This is a genomic window from Arthrobacter sp. P1_B3 (assembly GCF_056406615.1).
The window spans coordinates 100,010-116,597 of the sequence record NZ_JBFTZV010000009.1 but is presented as its reverse complement, the minus strand read 5'-3'; the positions used below and the strand labels follow the sequence as shown (position 1 = coordinate 116,597).

The 16,588-nt window shown below is 67.2% G+C and carries 11 protein-coding genes; 1 reads left to right on the top strand and 10 read right to left on the bottom strand.

Features of this window, described 5'->3' with window-relative positions; genetic code table 11:
* Position 1: 1 nt before the first annotated feature.
* From AC1D2F_RS12405 to AC1D2F_RS12360, 10 genes are all read right to left on the bottom strand, one after another.
* A complete protein-coding gene (locus AC1D2F_RS12405) occupies positions 2-1,021 on the bottom strand; it encodes a gluconeogenesis factor YvcK family protein (RefSeq protein ID WP_229992641.1) in 1,020 nt (339 codons plus the stop codon).
* Positions 1,021-1,944 (bottom strand): RNase adapter RapZ, encoded by a 924-nt coding sequence (rapZ, locus tag AC1D2F_RS12400; RefSeq protein ID WP_229992642.1) that lies wholly within the window; start codon positions 1,942-1,944, stop codon positions 1,021-1,023. The genes AC1D2F_RS12405 and rapZ overlap by 1 nt, the downstream gene beginning before the upstream one ends.
* A gap of 124 nt (positions 1,945-2,068) precedes the next feature.
* A complete protein-coding gene (gene uvrC, locus AC1D2F_RS12395) occupies positions 2,069-4,078 on the bottom strand; it encodes an excinuclease ABC subunit UvrC (RefSeq protein ID WP_476966834.1) in 2,010 nt (669 codons plus the stop codon).
* Between the two features lie 66 nt (positions 4,079-4,144).
* Positions 4,145-4,813, bottom strand: coding sequence for a lysophospholipid acyltransferase family protein (locus AC1D2F_RS12390; protein ID WP_229992644.1), 669 nt, complete (start codon positions 4,811-4,813; stop codon positions 4,145-4,147).
* Positions 4,800-5,564, bottom strand: coding sequence for an HAD hydrolase-like protein (locus AC1D2F_RS12385; protein ID WP_476966833.1), 765 nt, complete (start codon positions 5,562-5,564; stop codon positions 4,800-4,802). Before AC1D2F_RS12385 ends, AC1D2F_RS12390 begins: the two co-directional genes overlap by 14 nt.
* Positions 5,565-5,745: 181 nt before the next feature.
* Positions 5,746-8,694, bottom strand: a complete 2,949-nt coding sequence (gene uvrA / locus AC1D2F_RS12380) for an excinuclease ABC subunit UvrA (RefSeq protein ID WP_476966832.1) — start codon at positions 8,692-8,694, stop codon at positions 5,746-5,748.
* Positions 8,695-8,761: 67 nt separating this feature from the next.
* Positions 8,762-9,154, bottom strand: coding sequence for a GntR family transcriptional regulator (locus tag AC1D2F_RS12375; RefSeq protein WP_229996135.1), 393 nt, complete (start codon positions 9,152-9,154; stop codon positions 8,762-8,764).
* Positions 9,151-10,992, bottom strand: coding sequence for an ABC transporter ATP-binding protein (locus AC1D2F_RS12370; protein ID WP_476966852.1), 1,842 nt, complete (start codon positions 10,990-10,992; stop codon positions 9,151-9,153). Before AC1D2F_RS12370 ends, AC1D2F_RS12375 begins: the two co-directional genes overlap by 4 nt.
* Positions 10,993-11,105: 113 nt before the next feature.
* Positions 11,106-12,890: an ABC transporter ATP-binding protein gene (locus AC1D2F_RS12365; protein WP_229996137.1), complete on the bottom strand. Its 1,785-nt coding sequence runs from the start codon at positions 12,888-12,890 to the stop codon at positions 11,106-11,108.
* Between the two features lie 135 nt (positions 12,891-13,025).
* Entirely contained in the window at positions 13,026-13,805 is a 780-nt protein-coding gene (locus tag AC1D2F_RS12360; RefSeq protein WP_476966831.1) for a trans-aconitate 2-methyltransferase, read from the bottom strand.
* 144 nt (positions 13,806-13,949) lie between these two features.
* Here AC1D2F_RS12360 and AC1D2F_RS12355 point away from each other — a divergent pair, with 144 nt between their 5' ends.
* Positions 13,950-16,496, top strand: coding sequence for a DEAD/DEAH box helicase (locus tag AC1D2F_RS12355; RefSeq protein WP_476966830.1), 2,547 nt, complete (start codon positions 13,950-13,952; stop codon positions 16,494-16,496).
* The last annotated feature ends 92 nt before the right edge of the window (positions 16,497-16,588 follow it).

Here is a 16,588-nt window from a genome sequence, read left to right as displayed (position 1 = left end):
CCTAACTGTTCCCGAAAATATCGTGGTACGCCGTCGCCAGCCGCAACGGATCGTGGACCGGACGGCGACCAGACGCCCCCACTTTACCCAAGACCACCTCGGCACCGAGCATTCCTGCCGCCGCCTCGAAGTCGGGCAGGTCCTGGACCGATGCCGGGTCGGCCAGGATGACGTCGATCGTGAACTCCGGCGCGTACTCGCGCAGCACCCGGAGGTGGTCGGCGGCGGTCATGCCGGCGGTCTCTTTGGTGTCCGTGGCGAGGTTCATCGTCAGGCAGCGGCGGGCGGCCGTGTTACAGAGGGCCTCACGCATTTCGGGCAGCAGCAGGTGCGGCAGTACGGACGTGTACCAGGAGCCCGGCCCGAGGATCACCCAGTCGGCCAGCTCGATCGCCGTCAGTGCCTCCATGCATGCGGGAGCGTTCTCGGGCAGCAGCCTGACATGCTGCAGGTTCCCTGCCACCGCGCACTTGGCCTGCCCGGTGAGGGTCTGCAGTGCCGTGGTGCCGTCCGGGGCGGTGACCCTGACCTGGCCCTCGATGGTCAGCGGGATGCTGGACATCGGCAGGACCTCGCCGCGGGCGCCGAGCAGGGCACCGGCCCACTTGAGGCCGGCAACGGTGTCGCCCAGGAGCTCCCAGAGCGTGACGATCAGGAGGTTGCCCATGGCGTGCTCATCGAGGGACCCGCCGCGGCCCTTGCCGGGGGCGAAACGGTGCTGCATGACATCGCGCCACGTCCGGCCCCAGTCGGTGTCGTCGCACAGCGCGGACAGGGCCATGCGGAGGTCGCCCGGCGGCAGGACGCCGTACTCTTCACGGAGCCGGCCGGAGGATCCGCCGTCGTCCGCGACTGTGACGATCGCGGTGAGCTCGGAGGTCAGCAGGCGCAGGGCAGACAGCGAGGCGGAGAGGCCGTGGCCGCCGCCGAGCGCGACGACGGAGGGGCCTTTGTCCTGCTGGCTGGCGAATGCCGCGCTGGCGGGCGGGACAAGGGGCAGCGGGCCGGTCAGCAGCGCCATTACTCGCGGCCCAGGTCCCGGTGCGTCGTGGTCACGGTGACGCGCGGATATTGCGCCAGCCGCCGTGAAAGCTCGACGGCAACCGCCACGGAGCGGTGTTTGCCGCCGGTGCAGCCCACGGCGATGGTGGCGTAGTGCTTGTTCTCCCGCCGGTACCCGTCCAGGACCGGTTCGAGGGCCAGGACATAGCGTTCCACGAATTCGCTGACGCCCTGCGCCTCCAGCACGTAGTCGCTGACGTCCTGGTCCAGCCCGGTGTGCGGGCGCAACTGCGGCACCCAGTGCGGGTTGGGGATGAAGCGGGCATCGGCCACGAAGTTGGCATCCACCGGCAGCCCGTACTTGAAGCCAAAGCTCATGACGTTCAGCCGCAGCGCCACCGGCCCGGTCTCGCTGAAAAGTTCCGTGATGGCGGTGGCGAGACCGTGGACGTTGAGCGAGGACGTGTCCAGGACGATGTCGGCGGTGTCCTTCAGGTCACGGACAAGCTCGCGTTCGGCCGCGATGCCGTCGAGGATCCGGCCGCCGCCCTGAAGCGGGTGGGGCCTGCGGCCCTGCTCGAAGCGGCGCACCAGGACGTCGTCGCTGGCGTCGAGGAACAGCACGCGGAAGCTCACGCCGGTGGCTTCCAGGGCGCGGAGGGCCGCGCGCATGTCGACGAAGAGTTCCTTGCTCCGGACGTCCATCACGACGGCGAGCTTGGACATCGAATGCGGTGTCCGCGACACGAGCTCGGCGAGCGTGCCGAGCATCTGMGGCGGCAGGTTTTCCACGACGTACCAGCCATGGTCCTCAAGGGCGTCCGAGGCGGTGCTCCGGCCGGCTCCCGACATTCCGGTCACTACGAGCAGTTCCGCCTCGACGGGTTTAACGGGCGTCATGCCGTCCGCATCCGTCTCGGATCCTGCCGTCGACTCTGCCATCAGTGAAGCCCCATCTCTGCCTGTGCGATTTGCTGTTCCGATCAGGTTCGCGCCCATGGCCGCGGTGATGCCGCGGCCATGGCGTTACCCAAGTCTTTACCCTAGCTAAGTTTGGCGGCGCTAGCTAAGCGTCGAGGATTTCACCGGTGGTCATGTTGACGGCAGGAACCGTGGCGGCCTCCTCGCCGCCGTCGGCATTGAAGTGCCGGACGATTGCGGCGGCCAGGGACGGACCGATCCCCTTGGCGCCGGTGAGTTCTTCCTGCGTCGCAGCCTTGATGCCCTTCACGGAGCCGAATTCGGCCAGGAGGGCCTTGCGTTTGGACTCACCCAGCCCGGGCACGCTGTCCAGCGCGGAAACTGTCATGGCCTTGCCGCGCTTTTGCCGGTGGAAGGTGATGGCGAAGCGGTGGGCCTCGTCGCGGATCCGCTGCAGCAGGTACAGGCCGGCGGAGGCGCGCGGCAGGATCACCGGGAAGTCACTCTCCGGCAGCCACACTTCTTCGAGCCGCTTGGCCAGGCCGACCACATACACGTCCTCGATCCCCAGCTCCGCCAGCGCCCGGGCGGCGGCGTTGACCTGCGGTTTGCCGCCGTCGACGACGACGAGGTTGGGCGGGTAAGCGAACTTGCTTCGCGGCGCCGGCGTCGTGGAGTCAGCGACCGCTGCGGCGGTTGCCGCGTCCAGCGCGGCCTGGTGCGCCGGTTTGGCCGCGGCCGCTGCCTGCTCGGATTTCTCCTGCAGATAGTGCCGGAACCGGCGGGTGAGCACGTCGTGCATGGCCGCCGTGTCGTCGGTGGCGGCGGCTCCGGTTACGGCGAACTTCCGGTACTCGGACTTCTTCGGCAGGCCGTCCTCCACCACCACCATGGAGCCGACCACGTTGGTGCCCTGGACGTGCGAGATGTCGAAGCACTCGATCCGCAGCAGCGCCACGGGAAGCTCGAGGGCTTCCTGGATCTCCTGAAGGGCCTGGGAGCGCATGGTAAGGTCGCCGGCGCGCCGGGACTTGTGGAGCTTGAGCGCGTGCTCGGCGTTTTCACGGACCGTGGACATGAGCGCGGCCTTGTCTCCGCGCTGGGGCACCCGGACGTCCACCCGGGCCCCGCGCAGGCCGCTGAGCCATTGCGTGAGCTCCGTGGCGTTGCTGGGTTCGGTGGGCACAAGGACCTCGCGGGGCAACCTGCCCTGCAGCCCGGCTTCCTCGCCGTAGACCTGCTGGAGCAGGTGTTCGACCAGTTCCGGGGTGGTGGAGTCCTCGACTTTTTCCACGACCCAGCCGCGCTGGCCGCGGATCCGGCCGCCGCGGACGTGGAAGACCTGGACGGCGGCTTCGAGCTCGTCTTCGTGCAGGGCGAAGACGTCGGCGTCCGTGCCCTCGGCGAGGACCACGGCGTTGCGTTCGAAGACTTTCTTCAGCGCCACGATGTCGTCCCGGAGCCGGGCCGCGCGTTCGTAGTCGAGCTCGGCAACTGCCGCGGCCATCTCCCGTTCCAGCCGGTTGACGAACGGCTTGGCTTCGCCGCCCATGAAAGTACAGAAGTCCTCGGCAAGAGCGCGGTGGTCCTCGGCGGAGATCCGGCCGACGCAGGGCGCGGAACATTTGTCGATGTAGCCGAGCAGGCAGGGCCGGCCGCTGGCTTCGGCGCGCTTCAGCACCCCAGGACTGCAGCTCCGCACCGGGAACACGCGCAGCAGGGTGTCCATGGTGTCCCGGATCGCCCCGGCGGTGTACGGGCCGAAATACCGGGTCCCCTTGCGACGGTCGCCGCGCAGCACCTGGACGCGCGGGTACTTCTCCCCGATCGTGACGGCCAGGTACGGGTAGGTTTTGTCGTCCCGGAACATCACGTTGAAGCGGGGCGTGAATTCCTTGATCCAGGTGTATTCCAGCTGCAGCGACTCGAGCTCGCTGCCCACTACGGTCCATTCGACGCTGCTGGCCGTATGCACCATCGCGTAGGTCTTAGGCATGAGCCCGGCGGGGTTGGCGAAGTACGTATTCAGCCGGGAACGGAGGTTCTTGGCCTTTCCGACGTAGATGACCCGGCCGTGCGGATCGCGGAAGCGGTACACGCCCGGATTGGTCGGAATTTCACCCGTCTGGGGTCGGTAACTCGCTGGATCTGCCACACATCCAGTCTACTGAGCCGCCGGCGGTGCCGTGCACCTCCCCTGCGGAGAGCAGGATGGCGTGCGCTATTCGGCCGACTTGCTCTGGTTGTAGCTCGTGGAGCGTTCCTGGCCGCTCAGGTCCGCGATTGCGTCCATGATGCGGTCTGTGACCTGGCGGCGGGCCGGCAGGGAGTGGTCCGGGCCGGTCTTGTCGAAGTACAGCGGCTCGCCCACCTTCATGGTGAAGTGCTGCGGTTTGACGGACTTGCTGTCCGCGGGCTGCAGGTGTTCGGTGCCGATCAGGCCCACCGGGACCACCGGCGCGCCCGTGGTGAGGGCCAGCCAGCCGACGCCGGTGCGGCCGCGGTACAGGATCCCGTCGCGGGAGCGCGTCCCTTCGGGATAGATGCCCACGCCCTTGCCGGAGTCGAGGATGTCCAGCAGCGTCTTCAGTGCCTGCACGCTCGCMGCCTGCTCGCCGCGTTCCACTGGAATGGAGCCCACAGCCTCGAAGAAGGACTTCATGACCTTGCCCTTGACGCCGCCGGTGGTGAAGTATTCCGCCTTCGCGAAGAACGCTACGGGCCGAGGCATCAGGGCCTGGACGATCACGCTGTCCAGGAAGGAGAGATGGTTCGGGGCCACGATGAACGGTCCGTCCTTGGGCACGTTTTCCAGGCCAATGACCGTGGGACGGCACGTGGAGGATATGAGCCCGCGGGTGGTCCAGCGGATTGCGTCAAACATTGCCATCGGTGTGCACCTCGTTCAGGGCTGTGGTCCCCGGGCGTTCGGAGAGTCTGTTAATCGTCGCGTGAAGCGCCGTGGTGTTGTGCACGATCTCGATGGCACCAGCCGTGTGCAGTTCGCCGTCGGGCGCAAAACCCCAGCCTACGCCGATGCAGTCCAGTCCGTTCGCAGCGGCCCCGGCCACGTCCTGCGCCCGGTCCCCCACCATCACGGCACGGCCGGCCGCCGTGGGGCCGGCCACCGCCAGGTCCGAGAGCGCGGCAGCGACAATCCCGGCCTTGCCTTCGGGGACGGCCTCTTCGGGGACAGAGGCCGATCCCGGGCCGGCGGCGGCCTCGTCGGCAGCGGAGCCCCGGATGCTGTGGAAGAGCCCGGCGATGCCGTGGTGCGCCAGGACGGTGCGGGCAAGCCCTTCCGGCTTCTGGGTGGCGACGGCGATGGGGCGGCCCGTGGCCACAAAGTCCTCGAGCAGTTCCCGGATCCCCGGGTACAGCCGGCTCTGCGCGATTCCGGTAGAAACGTAGTGCGCGCGATAGATGCGGATTGCGTCTTCGAGCAGTGCGGCCGGAACCCCGGCGATTTCGGTGAGGGAATGGCTCAGCTTGGGTCCGATCATGGCGTCCATCCGGGACTTGCCCGGAACCGGCAGGCCAAGCTCGGTGAGGGCCGCGGCGATTCCGTCCGTAATCCCTCCGGCTGGATCGACAAGAGTGCCGTCAAGGTCGAAGATCACGGGCACTGTTGTATGCGTCACCGGCTTAGTTTCTCACGAGTGTGCGGATGCCAGAAATTCGCATACTCCTTCAGGAATACGTCAGGCGATACATCAGCCGATTGCATCAGGTGAATGCATTCCCGTGCGGGCGGGGACACGTGCGGCGACAGTATGTCCTTGCCGCCCGCGCCCGCCCGCACGTGTCCCCGGCGGCAGATGGTCAGGCCAGAAGCTCGGCAAGGAAGGCGGCCGTGTGGCTTTCGCTCGATTTGGCCACCTGCTCCGGCGTGCCGGAGGCGATCACCCGGCCGCCGCCCGAACCGCCGTCGGGGCCAAGGTCCACGATCCAGTCCGCGCTCTTGATGACATCGAGGTTGTGCTCGATCGTGATCACGGTGTTGCCCTTCTCCACGAGGCCCTGCAGCACCATGAGGAGCTTGCGGATGTCCTCGAAGTGCAGGCCTGTGGTGGGTTCGTCCAGGACATAGACGCTGCGGCCGTTTGAGCGTTTCTGGAGCTCGGCCGCGAGCTTCACGCGCTGGGCCTCACCGCCGGAGAGCGTGGTGGCAGGCTGGCCCAGCCGGACGTAGCCAAGGCCGACGTCGACGAGCGTGTTGAGGTGCCGCGCGATCGGTGAGAAGGCCGCGAAGAATTCGGCCCCTTCCTCGATGGGCATGTTCAGCACGTCCGCGATGGTCTTGCCCTTGTAGTGGACCTCCAGGGTTTCGCGGTTGTAGCGTGCGCCGTGGCAGACCTCGCAGGGGACGTAGACGTCCGGCAGGAAGTTCATTTCGATCTTCAGGGTGCCGTCGCCGGAGCAGGCCTCGCAGCGGCCGCCCTTGACGTTGAAGGAGAACCGGCCTGGCAGGTAGCCGCGGACCTTGGCCTCGGTGGTCTCGGCGAAGAGCTTCCGGATGTGGTCGAACACGCCGGTGTAGGTGGCCGGGTTCGAGCGCGGCGTGCGTCCGATGGGGCTCTGGTCGACGTGCACCACTTTGTCCAGGTGCTCGAGGCCCTGGACGGACTTGTGCCGGCCGGCCACTTGCTTGGCGCCGTTGAGCTTGTTGGCAAGCACTTTGTAGAGGATCTCGTTGACCAGGGTGGACTTGCCCGAGCCGCTGACGCCGGTGACGGCGGTGAAGAGGCCCAGGGGGAAGCTGGCATCGATGTTGAGGAGGTTGTTCTCCTTGGCCCCGACCACTTTGAGCTCGCGCTTCTTGTCGTATTTGCGCCGCTTTTTGGGGATCTCGATTTTCTTCCGGCCCGAGAGGTAGTCGCCGGTGAGCGAATCCGTGTTTTCCAGCAGCGCCTGGTAGGAGCCGGAGTGGACCACCATGCCGCCGTGCTCGCCGGCGCCCGGTCCGATGTCCACCACCCAGTCGGCCTCTTGGATGGTGTCCTCGTCATGCTCCACCACGATCAGGGTGTTGCCGAGGTCCCGGAGCCGGGTGAGGGTTTCGATCAGGCGGCGGTTGTCCCGCTGGTGCAGGCCGATCGAGGGCTCGTCAAGGACGTAGAGCACGCCCACGAGGCCGGAGCCGATCTGGGTGGCCAGCCGGATGCGCTGGGCCTCGCCGCCGGACAAAGTGCCGGAGGGCCGTTCCAGGTTCAGGTACTCCAGTCCGACGTCGAGGAGGAAGGTCAGCCGGGCCTGGATTTCCTTGAGGACCTGGTGGGCGATCTGGGCTTCGCGGCCGGTGAGGACGAGGTTGTCAAGGAAGCCTGCACATTCACGCATGGGCAGTGCGGCGACCTCGGCGATTGACTTGCCGTTGATCAGCACCGAGAGGGACGCAGGATTCAGCCGTGCGCCGTTGCAGGCCGGGCACGGGACCTGGCGCATGTACTCCTCGTAGCGGTCGCGCGCAGAGTCCGAATCGGTCTCACCATGCTTGCGGTGGACGTACTGCACCACGCCCTCAAAGCCGGTGCTGTACTTGCGTTCCCGGCCGAAGCGGTTGCGGTATTGCACCACCACTTTGTGGTCCTTGCCGTGCAGGACCGTCTGCCGGACGTCGGTGTCGAGCTTCTCCCACGCCGTCGTCATGGAGAAGCCGAGCTCGTCCGCGAGGCCGGCCAGCAGCCGGTTCCAGTACTCCGTGGTGGCGGTGCCCAGAGACCACGGCGCGATGGCCCCCTCGGAGAGCGAGAGCTCCGGGTTGGGGATGAGGAGTTCCTCGTCGACTTCGAGCTTGGTGCCGATGCCGCTGCACGCGCTGCAGGCGCCGAACGGGTTGTTGAACGAGAAGGAGCGGGGCTCGATCTCGTCGATCGCCAGGGGGTGCTCGTTGGGGCAGGCAAGGTGTTCGGAGAAGGCCCTGATCCGCTCGGGGTCGTCCGCTTCGAGGTCGACGAATTCGGCCAGGATGCGGCCCTCCGCCAGCCCGAGGGCGGTTTCGACGGAGTCGGTCAGGCGCTGGCTGATGCCTTCCTTGACCACGAGGCGGTCAACCACCACTTCAATGGTGTGCTTGAACTGCTTGCCCAGCTTCGGCGGATCGCTCAGGTGGACGAGCTCGCCGTCCACACGGGCCCGCGAGTAGCCCTTGGCGGTGAGTTCCTTGAAGAGGTCGACGAACTCGCCCTTGCGGCCGCGGACCACGGGTGCCAGCACCTGGAAGCGCGTGCCGTCCGGGAGCTCGAGCAGCTGGTCCACGATCTGCTGCGGGGTCTGCTTGGTCACAGGCTCCCCGCAGACGGGGCAATGCGGCCGGCCCACACGGGCCCAGAGCAGGCGCATGTAGTCGTAGATCTCGGTGATGGTGCCCACGGTGGAGCGCGGGTTCTTGCTCGTGGACTTCTGGTCGATGGACACCGCCGGCGAGAGGCCCTCGATGAAGTCGACGTCGGGCTTGTCCACCTGGCCCAGGAACTGCCGGGCATAGGCAGAGAGTGATTCGACGTAGCGGCGCTGGCCCTCGGCGAAGATGGTGTCGAACGCCAGGGAGGACTTGCCGGAGCCGGACAGGCCGGTGAACACGATCATGGCATCGCGGGGCAGGTCCAGGTCCACGTTGCGCAGGTTGTGCTCGCGGGCGCCCTTAACGACCAGGCGCGTCATGTCCGGACGTTTCATCACGGGGCGGGACGGGGCGGCATCCCGGGCTGCCAGCGGTTCGATGGCGGACTGGACTTCAACGGCTGGATCTTCAGCTACGGCTTTAGGCACGAATCTAATGCTAATCGAAAACTTCTTCGAAAAACTATTCTGCGCACCAGGGGCAGCGCCGGATGTGCTACTGGCGGTCGTAAGCGGCGGCGAGCAACTGCACGGCCTCGGCGAAACTCGCGCCCTGGGCCTTGGCGGCCGCGGCGAACTCGGCGGCGGCGGCGGACAGCGAGCTCCAGGCGGCATCGCGGGCACAGACAACGGTGCCGTTCCGGCCCCGCGTCACCACGACGCCGGCAGCCTCGAGTTCCTTGTACGCCCGCGCCACAGTGTGGGGTGCCACACCCAGTTCGCCGGCGAGGCTCCGCACGGCCGGAAGCCTCGTGCCCGGTGCGAGCGTGCCGTTGTCTGCGCGTTCAATGACGTACAGCCGGAGCTGTTCGAAGAGCGGCACGGAGCTGGCAGGGTTGGTCCGCCACGAACCGGGGAAACGCTCCCCCGCGGTGTCCGTGGAGCTCACTGTTCCGCCTCCCGGACGGCCGGGACCTGTTCGCGACCGGCGAACTGTGCCTCGTACAAATCCTTGTAGAGCCCGCGCCTGGCCATCAGCTGCTGATGCGTCCCGTGTTCAACGATTCGTCCGTGGTCCATGACGAGAATTAGATCAGCGTCCCGGACCGTGGACAAACGGTGCGCGATCACGAAGCTCGTGTGACCTTGCCGCAGCCGCTCCATGGCATGCCGGATCTGCACCTCGGTACGGCTGTCAACCGAACTCGTCGCCTCGTCCAGCACCAGGATGCTGCGCCCCGCGACCTGCGCCCGCGCGATCGAGACTAGCTGGYGCTGGCCGCGGCTCAGGGAGTCGCCGTCGTTGCCGAGCATCGTGGCGTAGCCGCCCGGAAGGGACCTGACGAACTGGTCCACGTGGCTGGCGCGGGCAGCGGCCACGATGTCGGCGTCGGTGGCACCGGGCCGGCCGTATTCGATGTTCTCCCGGATGCTGCCCGTGAACAGCCACGCATCCTGCAGAACGGTGCCGAAGGCGCTTCGCAGCTCGTCGCGCGGGATGGTGGCGATGTCGGTCGAGTCCACCAGGATCCGCCCGGAGTCGAGTTCATAGAAGCGCATCAGGAGGTTTACCACGGTGGTCTTGCCGGCCCCGGTGTGTCCCACGATTGCCACGGTCTGTCCCGGCTCCACCGTGAAGGAGAGGTCCTTCACCACTGGGGTGCCGGGGCTGTAACTGAAGCTGACGTCCTCGAACGTCACCCGGCCCGCCACCGCGCCCCAATTCAGTGGGGCCTGGGACGTGCCCGGGGCGCGGGACTTGCGTCCGTTGGAGGCTTTGCGCGGGACGTGGAGTTTTCGCGGGGAGCCGCCGCGATGAAGCTTGCCGGCGCCATTGGCCGAAACGGCAGGCACCGCGCTGTCCGGCGGGATCTCCGGAGCGTCCAGCAGCTCAAACACGCGCTCCGCCGAGGCCAGGCAGGACTGCATGAGAGTCAGCATTCCGCCGATCTGGCCCACGGGCTGGCTGAAGAGGCGGGAGAACTGGAAGAAAGCCTGGATGCCGCCGATGGTCATCGCCCCCGCGGTAACCTGGAGCGCCCCCACAACAGCCACCGCAATGTAGTTGAGGTTGGCGACAAACATTAACAGCGGCTGCACGATGCCGGACAAGTACTGGGCACGGGTGCTCGATCGTGTGAGCTTGTCGTTGTACTCCCGGAAGCTCACCGCCGATGCCTCCTGCCGGCCGAAGGCCTTGACCACTTCGTGGCCGGTGAAGAACTCTTCGAGTTGGGCGTGCAGTGCCCCAGTACTGCTCCACTGCTCCTTGAAATGCGCCTGGGAGTGCCGGGCCACGAGCACCGTGATGGCCGTGGACACCGGCACCGACAGGACAGCGATCAGTGCCAGCAGCGGCGAGAGCCACAGCATCATGGCGAGTGCGGCGGAGAGCATGAGGAGGGACATGATCAGCTGGTTCAGGAGCTGGTTGAGGGCCTGGGAGATATTGTCGACGTCGTTCGTGGCGCGGCTGAGCACGTCGCCGCGGCGCTGCTCCTCGAAATGGCTGGACGGCAGCACGTGGAGTTTTTGTTCCACGGAACCGCGGAGCCCGTAGCTGAGGCGCTGCACAGCTGTGGCGGCCAGACTGCCCTGGATCCAGCTGAACAGCGAAGCCCCAACATACATGGCGGAAACCGCCAGCAGCCGCTCGGCCAACTCTTGCTCGTCGAGGGAGCCGCCCATGAAGCCCGCGACGACGACGTCGGTGGCGTCGCCCAGGACCTTCGGAGCCGCCACATTGAGTGTCACGAACGCACAGGTGGCGGCGATGACACCGGCCATCCGCCATTTCAGCGGCAGGAGCAGGCCAAGCAGCCGGCCGGCGATCTGCCATTTGATGCGCTCCGGGACGCCGGGCCCCGCAGTGGTCCCGGCGCGATGTGCCCGCCCGCGGCTCACGGGGTTTCCTCCAGCACCAGCTGGGAATCGGCAATTTCCTGGTAGCTGGGCGAGGACTCCATGAGTTCGCTGTGCGTACCCTGCGCGACGACGCGGCCGTCCTCCAGCACGAGGATCAGTCCGGCGTCCACGATTGTTGACACCCGTTCGGCCACGATCAGCACGGTTGCCGAGCGCAGCAGGGGCTCGATGGCCGCGCGGAGCCTGACGTCGGTCCCGTAGTCCAGGGCCGAGAAGCTGTCGTCGAACAAATAGACGGGGGCATTCTTGAGCAGTGCCCGCGCGATGCACAGGCGCTGCCGTTCGCCGCCGGAGAAGTTGGTGCCGCCCTGGCTCACGGGCGCTTCGAGTCCTAGCGGCAGGGCCCGGACAAAGTCGGCGGCCTGGGCGGCCTCGAGCGCCTGCCACAATTCGGGCTCGTCCGCGGCGGCTGAGCCGAACCGGAGGTTTTCCGCGACCGTGCCCGTGAAGAGATAGGACTGCTGCGGGACCATTGCGATGAGGTCCCGCAGGACGTCCAGCGGCATGGCCCGCACGTTATGCCCGCCAATGCTGATCCCGCCGGCGGTCGTGTCGAGGAAGCGGGGAAGCAGGTTCAGGAGCGTCGTCTTGCCGCTGCCGGTCGCGCCGATGATCGCCGTCGTGGTCCCGGTCCGGGCGGTGAACGAGACGCCGTCCAGCACAGGCGCTTCGGCGCCGGGATAGGCGAAGGACACGTTCCGGAATTCGACGGTGCTGCCGGTGTGCGCCGTCTTGCCGGCAAGGACGGTGCCGGCAATGGCGGTCCCGGTGGGGGACGTCTTGCCGGGAGGGGCGGTGCCGGCGGAAGTGGCCGGATCCGCGATGGCCGGTTCCGTGTCCAGGACTTCGCGGATCCGCTCCGCGCACGCCGCCGCCCTGGGGGCGGTCATGAACACGTACATTGCCATCATGATGGCAATCAGGATCTGCAGGATGTAGGCGATGAACGCCGTTAGCGCCCCCAGCCGCATTTCGCCGGAGTCGATCCGGTGGCCGCCAAACCACACCACGAACACGGAAGACAGGTTGACCACGAACATGATCATCGGCATCATCGCGGCGACCAGGAGGGCGGACTGCAGGTTGTTCCGGGTGAGGTCCTTGTTGGCTTCATCGAAGCGGCGGATTTCGTGGTCCTGCCGGACGAAGCCGCGGATGACATTCGCGCCGATGATCTGCTCACGCAGCACCCGGCCGATCCGGTCCAGGAGCCCCTGGCCCTGGCGGTACAGGGGAATCAGGCGGCGCACGATCACGGTCATGATCACCGTGAGGACCGGGATCACCACGACCACGATCCAGGACAGCACAACGTCCTGGTGCACGGCCAGCACGATGCCGCCGATAAAGATCGCGGGGGCCGCAATCAGCATGATGAAAATCAAGATGGCGAGGTTTTGGATCTGGGCGACGTCGTTGGTGGCCCGGGTGACGAGGCTGGGCGCACCGAACGCGCTGACCTCCTGGGAGGAGAAGGACTGCACTTTCGCGAAGAGTTCCTGACGCAGCTGCCGGCCAATCTCCATGGCGACGACGGCGCCCAGATACCCGGCCGCGATGGCCGTGACCACCTGAACGGCGGCGATTCCGGCCATCCAGCTGCCGAGATAGAGGATTTCCCCTTTGTCCCCGCCGATGATGCCGTCGTCGATAATCGCGGCGTTCAGGGTGGGCAGGAGCAGGTTGGCAGTGGCTTGCACGAGCTGCAGCACAACGATGGCCAGCACGCTCCCCTTATGCGCGGACAGCAGCCGCGACATCAGGCCTATAAGCACCGAACCTCCATTACTAGCCCAGGGCCCGGTATGGAATCAGCCTAACGGCCGCCCCCATACCGCCACGTCATTGTAAGCCCCATTCCGGAGTGCTTCGTGTCATCCGGCAGACACGCCCGCTCACCCGGTTTTTTGCGCCACCGCAAAGGTGCGGCGGAACGGGAAAACGGTCCCGTGCCGGCCCGCGGGATACGCGTCGTCCAGCCGCGCCGAATATTCGGCCTCGAACTCCCTGGCCTCGTCCTCGGGGAGGGCCGCGAGGACCGGCCTGAGTCCAGTGCCGCGGACCCACTCCAAAACAGGGTGGGCGCCCGGGAGCAGCTGAAGATAGGTGGTCTCCCAGGCGTCGGCGGCGCAACCGGCGTCGAGCATGATCTCCAGGTATTCCGCGGCCTCCCCCACCACGTCCTCGTGGCGCAGAACCCCGGCGAGCCGCCCCGCCCAGGCCGGGGACTCGGCGAGTTCCCGCATCAGGGTGTGGGACGGGGCGTTGAAGTTCCCCGGCACCTGAAGCGCGAACCAGGCGCCAGGTTTGAGGGCATCGAGCCACTCGGGCAGCATTTTCCGGTGGCCGGGCACCCACTGCAGGGCGGCGTTGGTGACCACCACATCGGTGTCTCCGGACGGCAGCCAGTGTGCGATGTCGGACAGCTCGTAGGAAAGATTGGCTGCCGCGGCTGCGTAGTCCTTTGAGGTGGCCAGCATTTCCGGCGAAGAATCCAGGCCCACCACCTGGGCGCCCGGCCACCGGTCCGCGAGCGTCGCGGTCAGGTTGCCGGGACCGCAGCCGAGGTCCACGACGTGCCGCGGGGCTTCGGCATGAATCCGCCCCGTCAGGTCAAAAAATGGCMTGTCCCGGTAATCCCCGAACTGCACATATTTCTCGGGATCCCACTTCATGGCGCCTCCAGTTCCCGGCAAAGTCGTCCTAACCGAAGCCTAGCCCCGCCCCTTGGGCCAGCCAAGGAGGCACTTATTCGCTGCGTGCAGCGCAGGGCCCGCGCCGGTGCCGCGGGCACTGCGCGGGCACTAAGCTGGACAGCAATGAAACTCGTTGATCAGCTCCCCGCCCCGGCCGCCCGAGTCCCCGGCAGGACGGCCCTGGACCCGGACGAGCTCTACACCCGGTTCGTCGAGTGGACCGAGACCCGCGGCCTTGCCCTCTACACCGCCCAGGACGAGGCCGTCATGGAGCTGGCCGCCGGCTCCAACGTCATCCTGGCCACGCCGACCGGATCCGGGAAATCCCTTGTGGCCATCGCCGCGCATTTCCAGGCCATGGCCCGCGGGCAGCGCAGCTACTACACCGCCCCGATCAAGGCCCTTGTTTCGGAGAAGTTCTTCGCCCTCTGCGAGATCTTCGGGGCCGACAACGTGGGTATGATCACCGGCGACTCCGGCGTCAACCAGGACGCCCCGATCATCTGCTGCACTGCCGAAATTCTGGCCAACATCGCCCTGCGTGAAGGTGCGGCGGCCCAACTTGGCGCCGTCATCATGGACGAGTTCCACTTCTACTCGGACCCGCAGCGCGGCTGGGCGTGGCAGGTGCCGCTGCTCGAACTGCCCCAGGCGCAGTTCCTGCTGATGTCGGCGACCCTCGGCGACGTCAGCCGTTTCGAGGACGGCCTCCGCGAACTGACAGGCCGCGCGACAACGACCGTCAGTTCCGCGGAACGTCCCATTCCGCTGCACTACTACTTCGAGCAGACCCCGGTCCACGAGACCCTTGAGGAGCTGCTCGCCACCAAGCAGGTCCCGGTCTACGTGGTCCACTTCAGCCAGGTCGAAGCGATTGACCGGGCCCAGAACCTGATGAGCATCAACGTCTGCACCCGCGAGGAAAAAGACAAGATTGCCGAGCTCATCGCCGGGTTCCGCTTCGCCGCGGGCTTCGGCAAGACCCTCAACCGGCTGGTCCGGCACGGCATCGGCGTCCACCACGCCGGCATGCTGCCGAAGTACCGCCGGCTGGTCGAACAGCTTGCCCAGGCCGGGCTGCTGAAGGTCATCTGCGGCACGGATACCCTCGGGGTGGGCATCAACGTRCCCATCCGCACCGTGCTGCTCACGGCCCTGAGCAAGTACGACGGCGTCCGCACCCGGCTGTTGAACTCCCGCGAATTCCACCAGATCGCGGGGCGCGCCGGACGCGCCGGCTATGACACTGCCGGAACCGTGGTGGTCCAGGCCCCGGAGCACGTGACCGAGAACGTGAAGGCGATGGCCAAGGCCACGGCCAAGTTCGGCGACGACCAGAAGAAGCTGCGCCAGGTAGTCAAGAAGAAGCCCCCGGAGGGTTTCGTGTCCTGGGGTGAACCGACCTACAAGCGGCTGGTCGAGTCTGTTCCGGATCCCCTCACGTCGAGTTTCACCGTGACGCACGCGATGCTGATGAACCTCATGGAACGCCCCGGCGACCCGTTCCAGGCCGCCCGCCGCCTGCTCACCGAAAACCACGAGACCCGCCCGGCGCAGCTGCGGCTCATGAAGAAGGCCCTGGGAATCTACCGCGAACTGCTCGCTGCCGGCGTCGTGGAGCGGATCCCGCCGGAAGAGCAGGGTGCGGACGGCCGCACGGTCCGGCTCACGGTCCACCTGCAGGCCAACTTTGCCCTCAACCAGCCTCTGTCTCCCTTCGCCCTCGCCGCGCTGGAGCTACTGGACCCGGAGTCGCCGTCGTACGCCCTGGACGTTGTGTCCGTGATCGAGGCGACCCTGGAGAAGCCGCGCCAGATCCTGACGGCACAGCAGAAGAAGGCGCGTGGCGAAGCCATCGCGGCGATGAAGGCCGACGGCATCGAGTACGACCAGAGGATGGCGATGCTCGAGGAGGTCACCTACCCGCAGCCGCTCGCGGAGATCCTCGGCGAGGCCTTCGATGTCTACCGCAAGGCCGCGCCCTGGGTCGGCGACTTTGAGCTCGCGCCCAAGTCCGTGGTCCGGGACATGTACGAGCGTGCCATGAACTTCGGCGAATTCGTCCGGTTCTACGGCCTGGCCCGCTCGGAGGGGATCGTGCTGCGCTACCTCGCCGACGGCTTCAAGGCGCTCCGCCAGACCGTCCCGCAGGATGCCCTCCGGGAGGACCTCGAGGACCTCATCGCCTGGCTGGGCGAACTGGTCCGCCAGGTGGACTCCAGCCTGCTCGACGAATGGGAAGAACTGACGTCCGGCGCTGCGCCCACACCGCACGACGCTCCCCCGCCCCCGCCGCCGTCGCTGACCTCCAACATCCGGGCCTTCCGGGTGATGGTGCGCAACGAGATGTTCCGCCGCGTGGAGCTGTTCGCCGATGAGGCCGCCACCGCCTTGGGCGAGCTCGACGCCGGTTCCGGCTGGGACGCGGAGCGCTGGGAGGATGCCCTGGATGACTACTTCGACGAACACAACGACATCGGCACCGGCCCGGACGCCCGCGGCCCCGGGCTGCTGATCATCACCGAGGGACCCGGCGCGTGGAAGGTCCGGCAGATCTTCGATGACCCGGCCCGCCACCACGACTGGGGCATCTCCGCCGAGGTGGATCTGGCGGCTTCGGACGAGTCCGGGACCGCCGTCGTCCGCGTCACGGACGTCAACCGGCTCTAGCCGGCGGCGCCGGCCCGGGGACGGTGCGCGCCGGCACACGGCGCCGGCGGGGGCCGTCCCGGGGACGGTGCGCGCCGCGGGTAAACTCGAAT

Excerpts from the sequence above, each read along its gene's own strand:
- AC1D2F_RS12405 (WP_229992641.1), bottom strand. The coding sequence starts at position 1,021 with ATGGCGCTGCTGACCGGCCCGCTGCCCCTTGTCCCGCCCGCCAGCGCG.
- AC1D2F_RS12365 (WP_229996137.1), bottom strand. The coding sequence starts at position 12,890 with ATGTCGCGGCTGCTGTCCGCGCATAAGGGGAGCGTGCTGGCCATCGTT.